Source organism: Halomicronema hongdechloris C2206 (genome assembly GCF_002075285.3).
Lineage (GTDB): Bacteria > Cyanobacteriota > Cyanobacteriia > Phormidesmidales > Phormidesmidaceae > Halomicronema_B > Halomicronema_B hongdechloris.
This window is the reverse complement of record NZ_CP021983.2, coordinates 5,485,424-5,499,862: the sequence shown is the minus strand read 5'-3', so window position 1 is coordinate 5,499,862 and position 14,439 is coordinate 5,485,424. Positions and strand designations below refer to the sequence as shown.

Below are 14,439 nucleotides of genomic sequence, written 5' to 3'. Positions count from 1 at the left end.
CGGTGAGGTTGGTGGGCGATGAAGTGGTTGCTGTGGACGGCATTATTTTTAGTTGGCGTGCTGGGGGCGATCGCAACGTTTACTGGCCCCCCAGGAGACTATGACAGCCTGATTCTGGATGTGGACGATGGGGTGCCCAATGCCGAGATTGAGCAGGTCTTAGCTGCGATCGCAACCGACTATCCCATCAGCTTCCACCTCAACAGCGAATTTTCCGACCCGGATAATCTCTACGTGCTCACCGGGGCAGCCATTCGCGATCGCACCTTTCGCCAGGCCCTACGGCGCTCACGGTTAGGCAACTGGCTCGAGGTCAGCGAACCCAACTACCAATACCACACCCACTTTGTCCCCAACGATCCTGACTACAACAAGCAGTGGAACCTGCGCAACATCGGCATCGAAGCCGCCTGGGGAGACAGTCGCGGCCAAGGAGTGACCGTGGCGGTAATCGACACTGGCATCAGCCCCGTGCCCGACCTGGCCCAAACCGAGTTTGTGGCAGGCTACGACTTCATCAATGATCACACCGAGGCCATAGACGACAACGGTCACGGCACCCATGTGGCCGGCACCATCGCCCAATCCACCAACAACGGCTACGGAGTGGCCGGCATTGCCTACGAAGCCCGACTCATGCCTCTGAAAGTCTTGAGTGCCGCCGGTGGCGGTACCGTGGCTGACATTGCCGAAGCCATCCAGTTTGCCACCGACCACCAGGCCGACGTGATTAACCTGAGTCTGGGGGGCTTTGGCGATAGCCAGGTGCTGCGAGAGGCCACCGAATATGCCCACGATCACGGCGTGATGCTGGTGGCGGCAGCGGGCAATGCCGGGCAGAATGCCGCCAACTACCCGGCCCGCTATCCCCATGTGATGGCGGTGGCTGCCCTGGATGCCACGGGCCAGAAGACCCCCTACTCTAACTTCGGGGCCGGGGTCGATCTGACCGCCCCCGGAGGCCTGATGCAACCAGACAACCAGCGCGGTGGCATCCTGCAAAACACCCTCGATCCAGAAACCGGCAACCCCATCTTTAAGGCGTTTCAGGGCACCAGCATGGCCGCTCCCCACGTGGCTGGAGTGGCCGCCTTGGTGAAGGCGGTGGGCATCGACGACCCCGATGACATCGTTGCCATTTTGCAGCAATCGGCCCAAGCCGTGCCCGATGACCCCCTCAATCACTACGGAGCCGGGCAACTGAATGCGGCGGCAGCCGTTAAACTGGCTGGCCAGGGGCAACTCAGCCCCCGGCACTTTATCCGCTGGCTGCGGGACAACGGTTATCTCAACCTCAAGTTTTGGTTCGACGGCGGCGCCGTGGCGCTGCTGCCTAAATTGGCGATGGTGTTGGGGTCCTATCTATTGGCTTGGCTGCTGCAGAAGTATGTCCCCTTCGCCTGGACGGGGTCCCTATCGGCAGGGCTAGTCATGGGCAGCACCGGGCTGTTTTTCCTGCGGGGACTCTACGTGTTCGATCTGCCCCAATGGCCTCTACGGGTGGCCGCCAGTTCGATTCCAGAATTGGGTAACGTCATCACCGGCAGTAGTGCCCTGAACCCACTGTTCGCCAGTCTATTGATTCCCGTTATCCTCATGGCCCTGCTCTTGAGCCATGGGCCAGGTCAGGGGTTTGCCCTCGGCGTCAGCCTGGGCATGGCCGTTTTCCTCGGCACCAGTGCCCTGTTCGATCCGCAGTTGCTATGGTTGGGGCCAGGGACCCTAGCCCGATTATTTCTGGCGGTGAACGCCGTCGGGTGCTTAGGAGTCGCCCATCTAATTGCGAAGACAGCCGGGAGACCAGTGGCAGCATGATCACCTTGGCAGGCACTATTCAGCGAGTTCAGATGGGGCCGGGCACCTGGACCCTGACCACCGCCGACGGCAGCACCTACGAACTCCACGCCAATCTCCCTGAGGCCCTACAACAACCGGGGCTATCGGTGCGGCTGCAGGGGCGGCTTCGCGACGATGTCATGACCCTGGCCATGGTTGGCCCCGTCTTTGAGATTACAGACTACGAGATCCTATGCTCATAGAGATCCTATGCTCATAATACTTAGACAACGGCATCTGAGCGCCCATGTGGCCGACCTAAGACCATGGACTTTAAAACCCTCTATGCTCTCTTCCTAGGCCCCGTTATCTTACTTGTTTTATTGATTACTGCCCGTATCATTCATGGAGCCTGGAATAGAGCATTTGCCATGTCCGTGCTGGTCGGCCTATCGGGCATTACTCTGGGCTGGTCTCTCGCTTTGCTGGGGTCACCGCAGACGGAGGCTGAGGTTGCCTTATTTCAAGAGACCTGGAATGTGCTCATCGGCCTGATTACGGGCTACCTAGGAGCTAAAGTCATTGATCCACTTCTTCAGGCTCTTTTTCAGGAGGCAGATGTCCTGAAAGACTCTACGATGGGGGCTAATGTGCTGATTTTCCTGATTACCTTTCTCACCTCAACCATCGGCGGCTATGCCTTTCGCAACCTATAGCAGCCTCCTTGCTTCCATAACAAAAAGCAGTAAAACCCCCTCTTCCGAGACCTAATAGCTCTTCAAGAAGTGGGAGCCCACTACACCATGCATCAAGGTACCTCGGGTTAGGAAATAGTCCTACTCTGCAGGGATCGCCATGGCAGCAGCTGATGACGCCATTGCCTCAAGAGAGGGGGGGGATGAACTCCTTTGGTGTTGACTCGTCCTGAGGAGTATCTTGCTCCTCGTCTTCCTCTTCTTGAACAGCCAACCGAGCACAGGGAATCGTATCAGACAAAATGGCACTGGCCATCATGCCAGTATGAATTTCCAGGAGGGCCCAAGCCACAGCCTCAAACATCAACCGCTGGCCTGGAAATACGACTCGTTCAAAATACCAATTGGGAACGTTAGTGATGCGAACAATCTGGATCTTGCTAGTGGCATTTAGATAGCAGCACAGGATAGGACCAGAGCTGTCAGGCGGTAGGGGATCAAGAATCTGAGCCATAAACACTGAGGAGCAAAACTGCATGGTACTACCGTTGAAACGGTAGCACTGGCTGATCCCAGGCTGCTGTAAAGGCGACTACCAACCCGCTAAGAAGCGCAATTTATTGTTGCAAAACTCAACTTTTATTGAATGTTTCAGACATCACTCCATTAACACTCCATTGGAATAATTAGGGCTGTCTGCTTCGGCGCTAAATAGGCCGTGCCATGAACCGGCTCGGCCTAATGTAATCAGTCCTCCTAAATGGGGCAAATATAGCGGCAATGCCTTGCAAACACCCTGATCCCTGCACCATAACGGATACCACCACCCCCAACTCCATCTAGCTCGCGCCTGGCCCGCAATACCCAGACAGGAGCTAATTATAAAGCAAATCTTAAGAAAACCAAGTCCCCAGTAGTTTATGTCGGCAATTGCCCAACCAGGTCTACCTGCTTAGCCTCCAGCGCTTCAGCCCCTGTTCTCCGGCCCATAAAAATAGCCAAACGTGGGCCACAGTCTACTGGCTGCAAGCATCCTTCTGGGAAGACAGTGTTATCGTGAAGATATATGAACAGCTCTCATTAAGAGAACCAAAAGAGAACCAAGGGAATCGCCTCTCATGCCCCAGCCCTGTGCCAAAGGACCAAGGCAGTTCCCAACTAGCGGTCCCATGCTTGATGGCGCACTATTCATTAGCCTGAAGAGAAGGGCAGCAGTGCTAGATGTAATAGCGGATCATTCTATGCCGAAGCCATCGGGCTGTTGGCAACGCTGCCCCGACGGAACTGACTGTCGCGCGTAGTCCTTAAGACCCATGCAATCCGAGACCTTGTCTGCTCCCACCCAGATTGCTACCCTCGAGCGCATTCTCTACGTTCGATTGCCGTGTAACCCCATTTTTCCGATAGGGGTCGTCTATTTGGCTGACCATGTACACAAACTATTTCCTCAGACAGAGCAACACATCGTTGATTTGGGAACAGTTCCCCCCCTGGACTATGGGCGGGCCCTAGATGCTGCAGTCGATGCGTTTCGCCCCTCTCTGTTGGTGTATTCTTGGCGAGACATTCAGATTTATGCCCCAGTGGGAGGACGCGGGGGAAATCCCTTGCAGCATGCCTTTGAAGTGTTCTACGCCCGCAATCCTTTGGTAAAACTAAAAGGAGCCTTGGGTGGACTGCGGGTGACTACCGCCTACTACACCGAACTATGGCGTAATTTGCGGCTGATTAAGCGAGGGCTACGGCGTTCTCGACGACACCATCCCAACCCTAGAGTGTTGGTCGGAGGCGGGGCCGTTAGCGTCTTTTATGAGCAACTCGGCCATTCATTGCCAGCAGGCACGATTGTGTCGGTGGGAGAAGGGGAAGCTCTACTCGAAAAGCTACTGCGGGGGCAATCCTTCCAGGATGAGCGCTGCTACGTGGTGGGGGAAACTCAGCCTCGCGATCGCATGATCCACGAAAAGCCCACCGACATCGAAAAAACCGCCTGCGACTACGACTATATCCAAGCCATCTGGCCAGAATTCGAGTATTACTTCCAGGACCAAGACTTCTATATCGGTGTCCAGACCAAGCGAGGCTGTCCCCACAACTGCTGCTATTGCGTCTATACCGTCATCGAAGGCAAGCGGGTGCGCATAAATCCTGCCGACGAAGTCGTCGCAGAGATGCAACAGTTATATAGGCGGGGTATTCGTAACTTCTGGTTTACCGATGCCCAATTCATTCCAGCCCGGCGCTACATGAACGATGCCATCGAACTCTTGCAGAAAATTCTGGCTGCCGGCATGGAAGATATCCATTGGGCGGCCTACATCCGAGCCGATAACCTAACGCCAGAATTGTGCGAGTTAATGGTAGCCACTGGCATGAATTACTTCGAAATTGGTATCACCAGTGGTTCCCAGGAATTAGTGCGGAAAATGCGCATGGGCTATAACTTACGCACCGTACTCCAAAACTGTAAAGACTTGAAGGCTGCTGGATTTAATGATCTGGTGTCAGTCAACTACTCCTTCAATGTGATCGACGAACGGCCTGAGACCATTCGTCAAACCATTGCTTACCACCGGGCTTTAGAAGAGGTCTTTGGACGCGACAAGGTTGAACCCGCCATTTTCTTCATCGGCCTACAACCGCATACCCACCTAGAAGCCTATGCCTTCGAGCACGACATTCTGCAGCCAGGCTACAATCCCATGAGTGTCATGCCTTGGACTGCTCGTAAGCTGCTGTGGAACCCCGAACCTCTGGGGTCCTTTTTCGGAGAAGTCTGCCTGGCAGCCTGGCGGCGCAACCCCAGCGACTTTGGTCGCGAAGTGATGGATATCTTGGAGGAGCGGCTAGGGCGTGCCCCCCTGGAATCTGCCCTGAGCGCTCCCATGGGACAGCCCCACCAGCGACAACTGGCTACGATATCATCCTGAGTAGGGGCGATTACCGTCAACACTAGTGATCAGGGAACAGGGACATAGCACAGCGATGAGCAACGGGAAATCATGATAGAGGGCTCTATTTTGAAGCAGTTGGTGGATCTTCACACCAACCAGCAGGGACAGACTCCACTCAATTTTGGGGTGTATTACAAAAACACCCTGGTTGCCCTGTGTCACGCCCTGGAAGATTGCGTTTTAGCAACCGATACTCCTCCTCTGATGTTGACGGCCTTTCAGCGAGGGCGTTGGTATCTGCAGGAGGCTGATCGCTATGGCCAGATCGCCCCAAAAACGAAGCATATCGTCATCATGGCAGCGGCCGATGCTGGCTTTCGTCAGCATCCCACTAGTCAGCAAGACACCGTATCGCTGGTGGAGTTAATCCCAGACGACCCCGTTACCCATGAATGGCACCTGATGATTCTGTCGCCTAGTTATAGTGCGATGGTGCTATGCCAAGAGCTACAACCGGATGAATATGGCCCCCAAGGTCCTCCTGAGAACGATTTGGAGCGCAAGTTTTACGGCCTTTGGACCTTCGACCCAGCCCTGGTCAAGTATGCCGTCGAGTTAGGCATTGCTCACATCGGCCACTATGATGCTCAGCTTCAGGATGCCCTGAAGCAACATCAGCAGGAGATTTTACGGGTTAATCCCAACCTGAGCCCAGGTGACTCGGCTATGGGGATCAGCACGGTCGTGTCTCAGGTCGTGAACTATCTGCACAGCAATCGTCAACAATTGGGGAAACAGACTGCCCTGGCCCTCAGCGATCCCCTTAGTCAAAACCTCAGTTCTAATGAGCTGCAGGCATTTTTGCGGATGGCCCAATTGGTCGATTTGGTAGACTCTGAAAATCCCCTGGCGGCAGCAGAAGTAACGTCGCTGCTGGAGATGATGGGTCAGCTGGTAGACCTACCGGCTTGGCAACTGCAACGGCTACGCTTGGCCGGACTGTTGCATCGGATTGCTCCCCTCTCTAGCCAGATACCGTCCGATGGCCTCAGTTGTCCTCTCGATCCCGGCATTCAGGCTTTGCGAGTGATGCCCCGACTACGGGCGGTGGCCACCATTATTACCCATCAATACGAGTGCTGGGACGGCTCCGGGCAACCCGCTGGCCTGGCTAGAGATGCGATTCCGGTAGAGTCCCGTATGCTAGGGCTGGTCAGCGAGTTTCAGCGGCAGGCAATTCGATTGAGTGCTAGCAGCGAAGGCTTAGCCAACGGCCAGCTGCAGCCCCTGCCATCATCCTCGGTCCTCACCCAGGCTCTGGAGCATTGCCAAGCAGACAAGGGGCGACGTTGGGATCCGAAGTTAGTCGAGATCCTCAGCCTGATGGTGCAGGGATTACAGCAGGGCTTGAGTTTGCCCAGTTTACCTCCCAAAATGACCCTGGGCACCGGACTCTTAAATCCGGATATTGTGGACCCAGGTGACTTTAGCATCCCTAAGGTATCGACACCCGCATCGGTAGGAGATTAGGAAAGATGGCAGTCGAGACCATTCGATCAGGCCAACTGCGCCATCTACCAGGGGCTGACCTGGAAGATCAGGATCTATCAGAGCTGGATCTCTCCGATGCCCAATTGGCAGGGGCCAATCTGATGGGAGCTAATCTCAGTCGAACGTCCCTGAACCGGGCCCACTTGGAAGGATGTAACTTAATGGGAGCCCAACTGATTGCAGCAGATGTGAGAGCCAGCCTTTGGGGGGCCAATCTGATGCAGTGTGATCTGACGGAAGCCGACCTGCGAGGTGCCAACCTCAGGGGGGTCTCGCTGATGGGCGCCCGTCTGGCAGGGGCCAGTCTCAGGGGAGTGTTTCTCAATGGCAGTAATTTGGCCGGAGTCAATCTGCTGGGGTTGGACCTACGGCAGGCCGATCTACGGGGGGCCAATCTAACTGGCGCCAATCTCCACGGAGCTGACCTATCTGGTGCTGATCTGCAGGGGGCTATCCTCAACGATGCCAACCTAGAGGAAGCCGATCTCAGAGAAGCTGATTTATCTGGCGCCTCCCTAAACGGCGCCAATCTCCTCTGTGCCCTTTTGGATCGCACCAAGCTTGAGGGCACCAGCCTGATGGGGGCTTGTGTGGTAGGGACTCCTCTGGATACTTGATCTACTCAAGTTAACGCTTACCTATTGTTTCTGCAGAACAGGGTCCTCTCTGCCGTGGCAAAGAGGTTAACTTCCAATGCTATGGGATTTGCTACTGCTTCGGTTCGATCATGTAGCCACATCGATGTTCCCCATTGGCCAACCAATGAGTACGAGTTACCGAGCAATCTGGCAGAGCCACCTCAAACATTTCTAGCTCATGACCACAGACAGTTGGGAACGACTCGGCAATATGGGAGATGGCACAGTTGTACTCAGCAATTACAAATCGGGGAGAGGCACCAGGCTGATCTTCCGGTTCTAGACGATGCCACTCAGCCATGTACCCCTCATTCTTCCGAAGTTCTACCAGGCGAGATACCCGTTCTTCCAGAGAACCAGAGCCCACTTGCTGCCGATAATCTTTGGCTTTGCGAGTCCACTGCTTACGCAAAATAGTTCCCACCTGCTCTTGGCCAACAGTTTCGGCCAAGGTGTCTAGTAGGGATAGAGCAAACTCATCATACTGATCTGGGAAGTGGTCTCGTCCTTTACGACTGAGTTGATAGACATAGTTGGGACGACCCATGCCCTCCTGGATGGCTCGATGCTCAATCAGTCCATCCAGTTCCAAATCCTTGAGATGACGGCGGATCGCCTGGGAGCTAACCCCCAATTGATCTGCTAGCACTTGAGCAGTAGCTTCTCCTTGCTTCAGTAGGTAACGCAGGATGTCTTCTTTAGTGGAGGGATGTTGCAACGATGTCATCGTCTCGACCAAACAGCAGCGTCGGGCACAGCAGGAAACTATAATCTTTTGACAACTTTTGTGTTGTTAAAGTAGTTTAAAGATAGTTAGACAACTCAAATGTTGCTTTAATTATAGAATTATCTGGTTGTCGTGCCACGATATCTCTAGGGCGAAGGCTGCCCAGCCAGGCCAATTCTACGAAACGTTAAGCACCAGTCATTACCCAAGAACCGATGAGTCAGCATAAAACGACCCAAGCTTCCCAAAAGAACTTAGAGCTGATGCGTAACTTCTCTCAAAGCTATGCTAAGCGTACCGGCACCTACTTTTGTGCTGATCTCGGCGTTACTTCCGTCGTGATCGAAGGCCTAGCAAAGCACAAGGATGATTTTGGTGCCCCCCTCTGCCCTTGTCGTCATTATGAAGATAAGGAAGCTGAGGTCAAGGCAACCTACTGGAACTGTCCCTGTGTGCCCATGCAGGAGCGTAAGGAGTGTCATTGCATGCTGTTTCTGACTCCTGACAATCCCTTCGTTGGTGACAAGCAAGAGATTTCCTTCGAAGAAATCCGCACCGAGACAGATAAATATTAACTATTGATGACTAAGTGGCGTCTATTCCCAATTGGGATAAGGCGCTGACTGTTTTTCCCTTGGTACACCTATTGATTGCACGAGAGCAGCGCCCATGAGTCCTAGTGTTCAGTCTCTTGTTAGCCAGCCCTATAAGTACGGGTTCAAAACCGATATTGCAACCGACTCCTTGCCTCGGGGGTTGAATGAAGATGTCGTCCGCATGATTTCGGCTAAGAAGAATGAGCCGGACTTCATGCTAGAGTTTCGCCTCAAAGCTTACCGTAAGTGGTTGACCATGAAGGAGCCGACCTGGTCCAGCGTGGTCTATCCGCCCATTGACTTTCAGAGCATCATCTACTACTCGGCTCCCAAGCCAGCTAACCAAGAGAAATTAGGGAGCCTAGATGAGGTGGATCCAGCTCTACTAGACACCTTTGAGAAGTTGGGCATTCCCCTTTCCGAGCAAAAGCGGCTAGCCAATGTGGCGGTCGATGCCATTTTTGACAGTGTATCGGTGGCCACCACCTACAAAGAGAAGCTGGCCGAGGAAGGGGTGATCTTCTGCTCAATTTCAGAAGCAGTACAGCACCACCCTGAGCTGGTAGAGAAATACCTGGGCAGTGTCGTGCCGCCTGGAGATAATTACTTTGCGGCCTTGAACTCGGCAGTCTTTAGCGACGGGTCTTTCGTTTACATTCCCAAGGGCACTAAGTGCCCCATGGATCTGTCCACCTATTTTCGCATGAACACTGATGAGGCGGGGCAGTTCGAGCGCACGCTGATTGTGGCGGAAGAGCGTAGCTCGGTCACCTATTTGGAGGGCTGCACCGCGCCTATGTATGACAGCAACCAGCTACACGCCGCCATTGTGGAGCTGGTGGCCCTTGATGATGCCGAAATTAATTATTCAACGGTACAAAACTGGTTTGCTGGTGATGAACAGGGCAAGGGCGGTATTTATAACTTTGTCACCAAGCGCGGCCTCTGTGCTGGCCGAAACTCTAAGATTTCCTGGACTCAGGTAGAGACGGGGTCGGCGATTACCTGGAAGTATCCCAGTTGTGTGTTGGTGGGGGACAACTCCGTGGGTAAATTCTACTCAGTGGCTCTAACCAATAACCTGCAGCAGGCCGATACGGGTACCAAGATGCTGCATATTGGGAAGAACACCAAGAGCACGATCGTGTCGAAGGGAATTTCGGCAGGTAAATCGAAGAATAGTTATCGTGGTTTGGTGCGGATGGGACCCAAGGCAGATGGGGCTCGCAACTACTCCCAATGTGACTCAATGTTGATTGGGGATACGGCCAGCGCCAATACTTTTCCCTACATTCAAGTACAAAACAATACGGCCCAAGTAGAGCACGAAGCCTCTACTTCTAAGATTGGCGAAGACCAACTCTTCTACTTTGCCCAGCGAGGTATTTCGCCGGAAGATGCCATTTCCATGATCATCAGTGGCTTCTGCCGCGATGTCTTCAATGAACTGCCCATGGAATTTGCCGCTGAGGCCGATAAGCTGTTGGCTCTGAAGTTAGAGAACACGGTGGGTTAGAGGCATTCGCTGCTGCCACCTCTATTGCTCACCCCGTGGCAGCAAGGCAAAGTCGTGAACAGGTTTCTAAATGGGTCAGTCATGATGAGTGAACATAGTGATGTAATTATTGAGGTACAGGATCTGCATGCTACTGTGGAGGATACCGAGATCCTCAAGGGAGTCAATCTCCAGGTAAAGGCGGGAGAGATCCATGCCGTGATGGGCCTAAATGGATCTGGCAAGAGTACCTTTGCCAAGGTGCTGGCAGGTCACCCCGACTATGAGGTGACCTCGGGTCAAATGCTCTTCCGGGGACAAGACCTAACGGCTATGGAGCCCCATGAACGAGCGGCTACCGGGGTATTTTTGGCCTTTCAATATCCCTTAGAAATTCCTGGGGTCAGTAATCGTGACTTTTTGCGGGTGGCGTACAATGCCCACCGCAGAGCTCGTGGAGAAGAGGAAATCGATGTCTTCGATTTTGACGACTTAATTGAGGAATGCCTCGACATCGTCAAGATGGACATTAGCTTCTTGGATCGCAGCGTCAACGAGGGATTCTCAGGCGGCGAGAAGAAGCGCAATGAAATCCTGCAGATGGCTCTCTTGCAGCCAACTCTGGCAATCTTAGATGAAACCGATTCTGGTCTCGACATCGATGCCCTGAAGACGGTGGCCCATGGCGTGAATCAGTTGGCCGGTCCCGATAACGCCATGGTGGTGATTACTCACTACCAGCGCATGTTGAACTACATCGTACCGGCGTATGTGCATGTGATGGCCGATGGCCGCATTGTTAAAACCGGCACTAAAGAATTGGCCCAAGAGCTGGAGAGCCGTGGCTATGAGTGGATTTTGCAGGAAGCTGACGTCGAGGTGACTGCGTGATGACACCCCCCGCTACTGGAACCACTGCTGTTGACCGGCGCGAGGACTATCTCAATCACCTGTTGAGCCAAGCTACTCAGCAGGGTGAGCGCAGTTTGCCGTTATCGTCGCTGCGAGACACGGCTAAGGCCTTAGTGCGGGAGCAAACCTTTCCGTCTACTCGAGATGAGGAATGGCGCTTTACTGACCTTAGCGCCATGATGCAACTGCCTTTCCAAGCAGTAGAGACGGTTGGCAAGCCCCAACCAGATTTGTCGTCGTTGACGTTGGCAGAGACGGCGAGTAGTCGCTTGGTGTTTATCAATGGCCGCTACGCAGCAGAGCTGTCGTCTACGCAGGCATTGCCATCCAATGTGGTGGTGGGCAGCTTCAGTCAGCTATATGGCCAAGACTCCTTAGGCGCCTCGTTGGAAGAACGCCTAGGACAGCAGTTTGGCAGCAATGAGGTCTTTACAGCCTTAAATACAGTAGGCTTTGCCGATGCGGCGGTGATCTGGGTGCCGCGGAACCAGATCTTGGAGGTGCCGATTCAGCTGATCCAGATATCGCTGCCGGGGGAGACGCCGACGCTAGGACATCCCCGTTGTCTGGTGGTGGCGGAGTCTGGTAGTGCGGTCACGTTGGTGGAAAGCTTTGGTGGCTCCGGGGGCGATCACTTTACCAATAGTGTGACGGAAATGTGGGTCGAGCCCACGGCCCAGCTGAAGCACGTGCGTCTGCAACGGGAGGGAGATGGGGTATTCCATGTCGGTAAGACGGCGGTATCCCAAGGGCGAGATAGTCAGTACGATCATGTCTCGGTCACTCTAGGAGGGCGGCTCTGTCGCCACCATCTAGAGGTGTATCAGACAGGAGAGCAGACGACGACGCGGTTATATGGCCTAGATGCGATCGCAACCAATCAAGTGGCCGACACCCATAGCCTCATTGCCTTAACGCATCCCCATGGCTATGCCGATCAGCTGCATAAATCCATCATCGACGATCACGCCCACGCCATCTTCAACGGCAAAATTCAAGTGCCCCACGAAGCTCAATTGACCACAGCCAGTCAGCTGAACCGCAATCTACTCCTCTCCGGCAAAGGCCGAGTCAACACCAAGCCCCAACTGGAAATTGTTGCTGACAACGTCAAATGTGCCCATGGAGCCACCGTTAGCCAGCTCGACGCCGACGAAGTCTTTTACCTACAGAGTCGGGGCATTCAAGCCGACCAAGCCCAGCGGCTGTTGCTCTATGGCTTTGCCATTGAAATCATCAACCACATTCCCCTGGAATCCTTACGGCAAGTTCTCACCGCTACCATGACTGCATGGACCCGGTAACGTCCATCCCCTGTGTGTTTGCTCAACTCTTCCCTGTCTCTTACCCTCTCCCTATGACTGTCGCCCAAGCCCGTACCTTAGCCAGCCAAGTCCGAGCCGACTTCCCCATCCTGCAACAGCAGGTCAATGGTCAACCCCTGGTGTACTTTGACAACGCGGCGACTTCCCAAAAACCCCAGAGCGTCCTGGCTACTCTGAGGCACTACTACGAGTGCGACAATGCCAATGTGCATCGAGGCATTCATGCCCTCAGTGCTCGAGCCACCGATGCCTACGAGGGGGCACGAGATAAACTAGCGGCTTTCATCAACGCCGCCTCTCGAGACGAAATCGTCTTTACCCGCAATGCCAGTGAGGCCATTAACCTAGTGGCCTACAGCTGGGGCATGAACCAATTGGGTGCCGGAGACGAGATTATCCTGTCGGTGATGGAGCACCACAGTAATCTGGTGCCTTGGCAATTTGTGGCCCAGCGCACTGGCGCCCAGCTCAAATTCGTTGGGTTGACGCCCGATCAAACATTCGATCTAGATCACTATCGGCAGCTGCTCTCAGACCGCACCAAGCTGGTGGCCGTCAATCATGTCTCCAATACTCTAGGCTGCCTTAATCCAGTTAATACCATCATAGAGTTGGCCCATCAATACGGAGCTAGGGTACTCATCGATGCCTGCCAGAGTACCCCTCATATGCCCTTGGATGTGCAAGCCCTCGACTGTGATTGGTTGGTGGCCTCAGGGCATAAGATGTGCGCCCCTACCGGCATCGGGTTTCTCTACGGTCAGTTAGATCTACTGCGAGCCATGCCCCCCTTCCTAGGCGGTGGAGAAATGATCGCCGATGTCTTCCTCGACTACGCGACCTACGCCGACCTGCCCCATAAATTCGAGGCTGGCACCCCAGCCATTGCCGAGGCCATTGCCTTGGGAGCTGCGGTCGATTATCTCTCCTCGGTAGGGATGGAGGCCATTGCCGACTATGAGCATGAGCTTACGGCTTACCTATATCAGGCCCTAAACCAGATTCCCCAGGTGCGTCTCTATGGTCCCCAACCTCGCTCCGATGGCAGCGGTCGAGCCGCTTTGGCCACTTTCACCGTTGACACCGTCCATGCCCAGGATCTCTCGACCCTATTAGATCAATCAGGAGTGGCCATTCGCTCCGGTCACCACTGCACCCAACCGCTACACCGCTTGCTGGGCGTTGATTCTACGGCTCGAGCTAGCCTTTATTTCTACAACACTCGCGAGGAAATCGATCGCTTCATCGCCGCCCTGAAAGACACCATCGATTTCTTCGGCAGCATCTTCGATGACGACCTCTAAGGTGGTGTCTATAACCGTCCCGCGTTGAAGTTTTGTCAGTCATTCAGGGCACTTCTCCGGTTCTCTTGGCAGGAATATCGATCACTGGCGATGGATCGCGATCAGATCACGCTTAATCGTATAGCTCGGGGTGCTCACCCGAGGGGAGCGAGATCCCCTCGGACTCCTACGACCAGGGCGAACCGCCTGTAGTGAGCGAAGTCGAACTGCTTGTGGTGTTCGCAAAGCGGCTCCCAGGAGCAACGTAGTCGAACTACTGCCCTGGACCTGCGGAAGAGCCTGTCGGTTGGTCGTTCCAGATCGCGCTGCATCGGCAAGGCATGATAGACCTCGGTAAGACCACACTTACTTGCACCAGTCAAAGCGCTCATCCGAGGGAATTTCGCTTCCCTCGGACTCCTACGACCAGGGCAAACCGCTGCCCTGGACCTGCGGAAGGGCATATCGGTGAGCCGTGATAGATCGCGCCGCATCGGCAAGGAGGCAAGGGGTATGTTTCTGCCTTCTGCCCTCTGCCTTCTGCCTT

At 54.3% G+C, this 14,439-nt stretch carries 13 protein-coding genes; 11 read left to right on the top strand and 2 right to left on the bottom strand.

Annotated elements, in window-relative coordinates:
• Positions 1-18 precede the first annotated feature (18 nt).
• The 3 genes from XM38_RS25130 to XM38_RS25120 all read left to right on the top strand — a co-directional run bounded on the left by XM38_RS25130 (position 19) and on the right by XM38_RS25120 (position 2,492).
• On the top strand, positions 19-1,815 hold the full coding sequence (locus XM38_RS25130; RefSeq protein ID WP_088431432.1) for a S8 family peptidase: 1,797 nt from the start codon (positions 19-21) through the stop codon (positions 1,813-1,815).
• Positions 1,812-2,039 carry a hypothetical protein gene (locus tag XM38_RS25125; RefSeq protein WP_080811195.1) on the top strand — a complete coding sequence of 76 codons (228 nt, stop codon included), beginning with the start codon at positions 1,812-1,814 and terminating at the stop codon, positions 2,037-2,039. The genes XM38_RS25130 and XM38_RS25125 overlap by 4 nt, the downstream gene beginning before the upstream one ends.
• Positions 2,040-2,102: 63 nt before the next feature.
• Positions 2,103-2,492, top strand: a complete 390-nt coding sequence (locus XM38_RS25120; RefSeq protein ID WP_080811193.1) for a hypothetical protein — start codon at positions 2,103-2,105, stop codon at positions 2,490-2,492.
• Between the two features lie 166 nt (positions 2,493-2,658).
• Here the strand turns inward: XM38_RS25120 and XM38_RS25115 are convergent, their stop codons facing one another.
• On the bottom strand, positions 2,659-2,985 hold the full coding sequence (locus tag XM38_RS25115) for a DUF1830 domain-containing protein (RefSeq protein ID WP_088431849.1): 327 nt from the start codon (positions 2,983-2,985) through the stop codon (positions 2,659-2,661).
• A 799-nt stretch (positions 2,986-3,784) separates the two neighbouring features.
• Between XM38_RS25115 and XM38_RS25110 the strand changes: the two genes are divergently transcribed.
• From XM38_RS25110 to XM38_RS25100, 3 genes are all read left to right on the top strand, one after another.
• Positions 3,785-5,401, top strand: coding sequence for a photosystem II high light acclimation radical SAM protein (locus XM38_RS25110; RefSeq protein ID WP_088431430.1), 1,617 nt, complete (start codon positions 3,785-3,787; stop codon positions 5,399-5,401).
• A gap of 72 nt (positions 5,402-5,473) precedes the next feature.
• Positions 5,474-6,895: a DICT sensory domain-containing protein gene (locus tag XM38_RS25105; RefSeq protein ID WP_088431428.1), complete on the top strand. Its 1,422-nt coding sequence runs from the start codon at positions 5,474-5,476 to the stop codon at positions 6,893-6,895.
• Positions 6,896-6,900: 5 nt separating this feature from the next.
• The gene (locus tag XM38_RS25100) at positions 6,901-7,533 is read left to right on the top strand and encodes a pentapeptide repeat-containing protein (RefSeq protein WP_088431426.1); all 633 of its coding nucleotides are present in this window, start codon (positions 6,901-6,903) and stop codon (positions 7,531-7,533) included.
• A 91-nt stretch (positions 7,534-7,624) separates the two neighbouring features.
• Here XM38_RS25100 and sufR read toward each other — a convergent pair whose 3' ends face one another.
• Complete coding sequence (gene sufR / locus XM38_RS25095) at positions 7,625-8,281, bottom strand: iron-sulfur cluster biosynthesis transcriptional regulator SufR (protein ID WP_080811184.1); 657 nt, start codon at positions 8,279-8,281, stop codon at positions 7,625-7,627.
• A gap of 215 nt (positions 8,282-8,496) precedes the next feature.
• Between sufR and XM38_RS25090 the strand changes: the two genes are divergently transcribed.
• The 5 genes from XM38_RS25090 to XM38_RS25070 all read left to right on the top strand — a co-directional run bounded on the left by XM38_RS25090 (position 8,497) and on the right by XM38_RS25070 (position 13,913).
• A complete protein-coding gene (locus XM38_RS25090) occupies positions 8,497-8,856 on the top strand; it encodes a ferredoxin-thioredoxin reductase catalytic domain-containing protein (RefSeq protein WP_088431424.1) in 360 nt (119 codons plus the stop codon).
• A 94-nt stretch (positions 8,857-8,950) separates the two neighbouring features.
• Positions 8,951-10,393 carry a Fe-S cluster assembly protein SufB gene (sufB, locus tag XM38_RS25085; RefSeq protein WP_080811180.1) on the top strand — a complete coding sequence of 481 codons (1,443 nt, stop codon included), beginning with the start codon at positions 8,951-8,953 and terminating at the stop codon, positions 10,391-10,393.
• An 81-nt stretch (positions 10,394-10,474) separates the two neighbouring features.
• Positions 10,475-11,263, top strand: coding sequence for a Fe-S cluster assembly ATPase SufC (sufC, locus tag XM38_RS25080; RefSeq protein WP_080811178.1), 789 nt, complete (start codon positions 10,475-10,477; stop codon positions 11,261-11,263).
• Positions 11,263-12,588, top strand: a complete 1,326-nt coding sequence (gene sufD / locus XM38_RS25075) for a Fe-S cluster assembly protein SufD (RefSeq protein ID WP_080811177.1) — start codon at positions 11,263-11,265, stop codon at positions 12,586-12,588. Before sufC ends, sufD begins: the two co-directional genes overlap by 1 nt.
• Positions 12,589-12,641: 53 nt before the next feature.
• Positions 12,642-13,913 carry a SufS family cysteine desulfurase gene (locus XM38_RS25070; RefSeq protein WP_080811175.1) on the top strand — a complete coding sequence of 424 codons (1,272 nt, stop codon included), beginning with the start codon at positions 12,642-12,644 and terminating at the stop codon, positions 13,911-13,913.
• The last annotated feature ends 526 nt before the right edge of the window (positions 13,914-14,439 follow it).

What these genes read in the sequence shown, in the direction of transcription:
- XM38_RS25120 (WP_080811193.1), top strand. Translation starts at nt 2,103, where the DNA reads ATGGACTTTAAAACCCTCTATGCTCTCTTCCTAGGCCCCGTTATCTTA.
- XM38_RS25070 (WP_080811175.1), top strand. Translation starts at nt 12,642, where the DNA reads ATGACTGTCGCCCAAGCCCGTACCTTAGCCAGCCAAGTCCGAGCCGAC.
- XM38_RS25130 (WP_088431432.1), top strand. Translation starts at nt 19, where the DNA reads ATGAAGTGGTTGCTGTGGACGGCATTATTTTTAGTTGGCGTGCTGGGG.
- sufB (WP_080811180.1), top strand. Translation starts at nt 8,951, where the DNA reads ATGAGTCCTAGTGTTCAGTCTCTTGTTAGCCAGCCCTATAAGTACGGG.
- sufR (WP_080811184.1), bottom strand. Translation starts at nt 8,281, where the DNA reads ATGACATCGTTGCAACATCCCTCCACTAAAGAAGACATCCTGCGTTAC.
- XM38_RS25115 (WP_088431849.1), bottom strand. Translation starts at nt 2,985, where the DNA reads ATGGCTCAGATTCTTGATCCCCTACCGCCTGACAGCTCTGGTCCTATC.
- XM38_RS25110 (WP_088431430.1), top strand. Translation starts at nt 3,785, where the DNA reads ATGCAATCCGAGACCTTGTCTGCTCCCACCCAGATTGCTACCCTCGAG.
- sufC (WP_080811178.1), top strand. Translation starts at nt 10,475, where the DNA reads ATGATGAGTGAACATAGTGATGTAATTATTGAGGTACAGGATCTGCAT.
- XM38_RS25105 (WP_088431428.1), top strand. Translation starts at nt 5,474, where the DNA reads ATGATAGAGGGCTCTATTTTGAAGCAGTTGGTGGATCTTCACACCAAC.
- XM38_RS25125 (WP_080811195.1), top strand. Translation starts at nt 1,812, where the DNA reads ATGATCACCTTGGCAGGCACTATTCAGCGAGTTCAGATGGGGCCGGGC.
- sufD (WP_080811177.1), top strand. Translation starts at nt 11,263, where the DNA reads ATGACACCCCCCGCTACTGGAACCACTGCTGTTGACCGGCGCGAGGAC.
- XM38_RS25100 (WP_088431426.1), top strand. Translation starts at nt 6,901, where the DNA reads ATGGCAGTCGAGACCATTCGATCAGGCCAACTGCGCCATCTACCAGGG.
- XM38_RS25090 (WP_088431424.1), top strand. Translation starts at nt 8,497, where the DNA reads ATGAGTCAGCATAAAACGACCCAAGCTTCCCAAAAGAACTTAGAGCTG.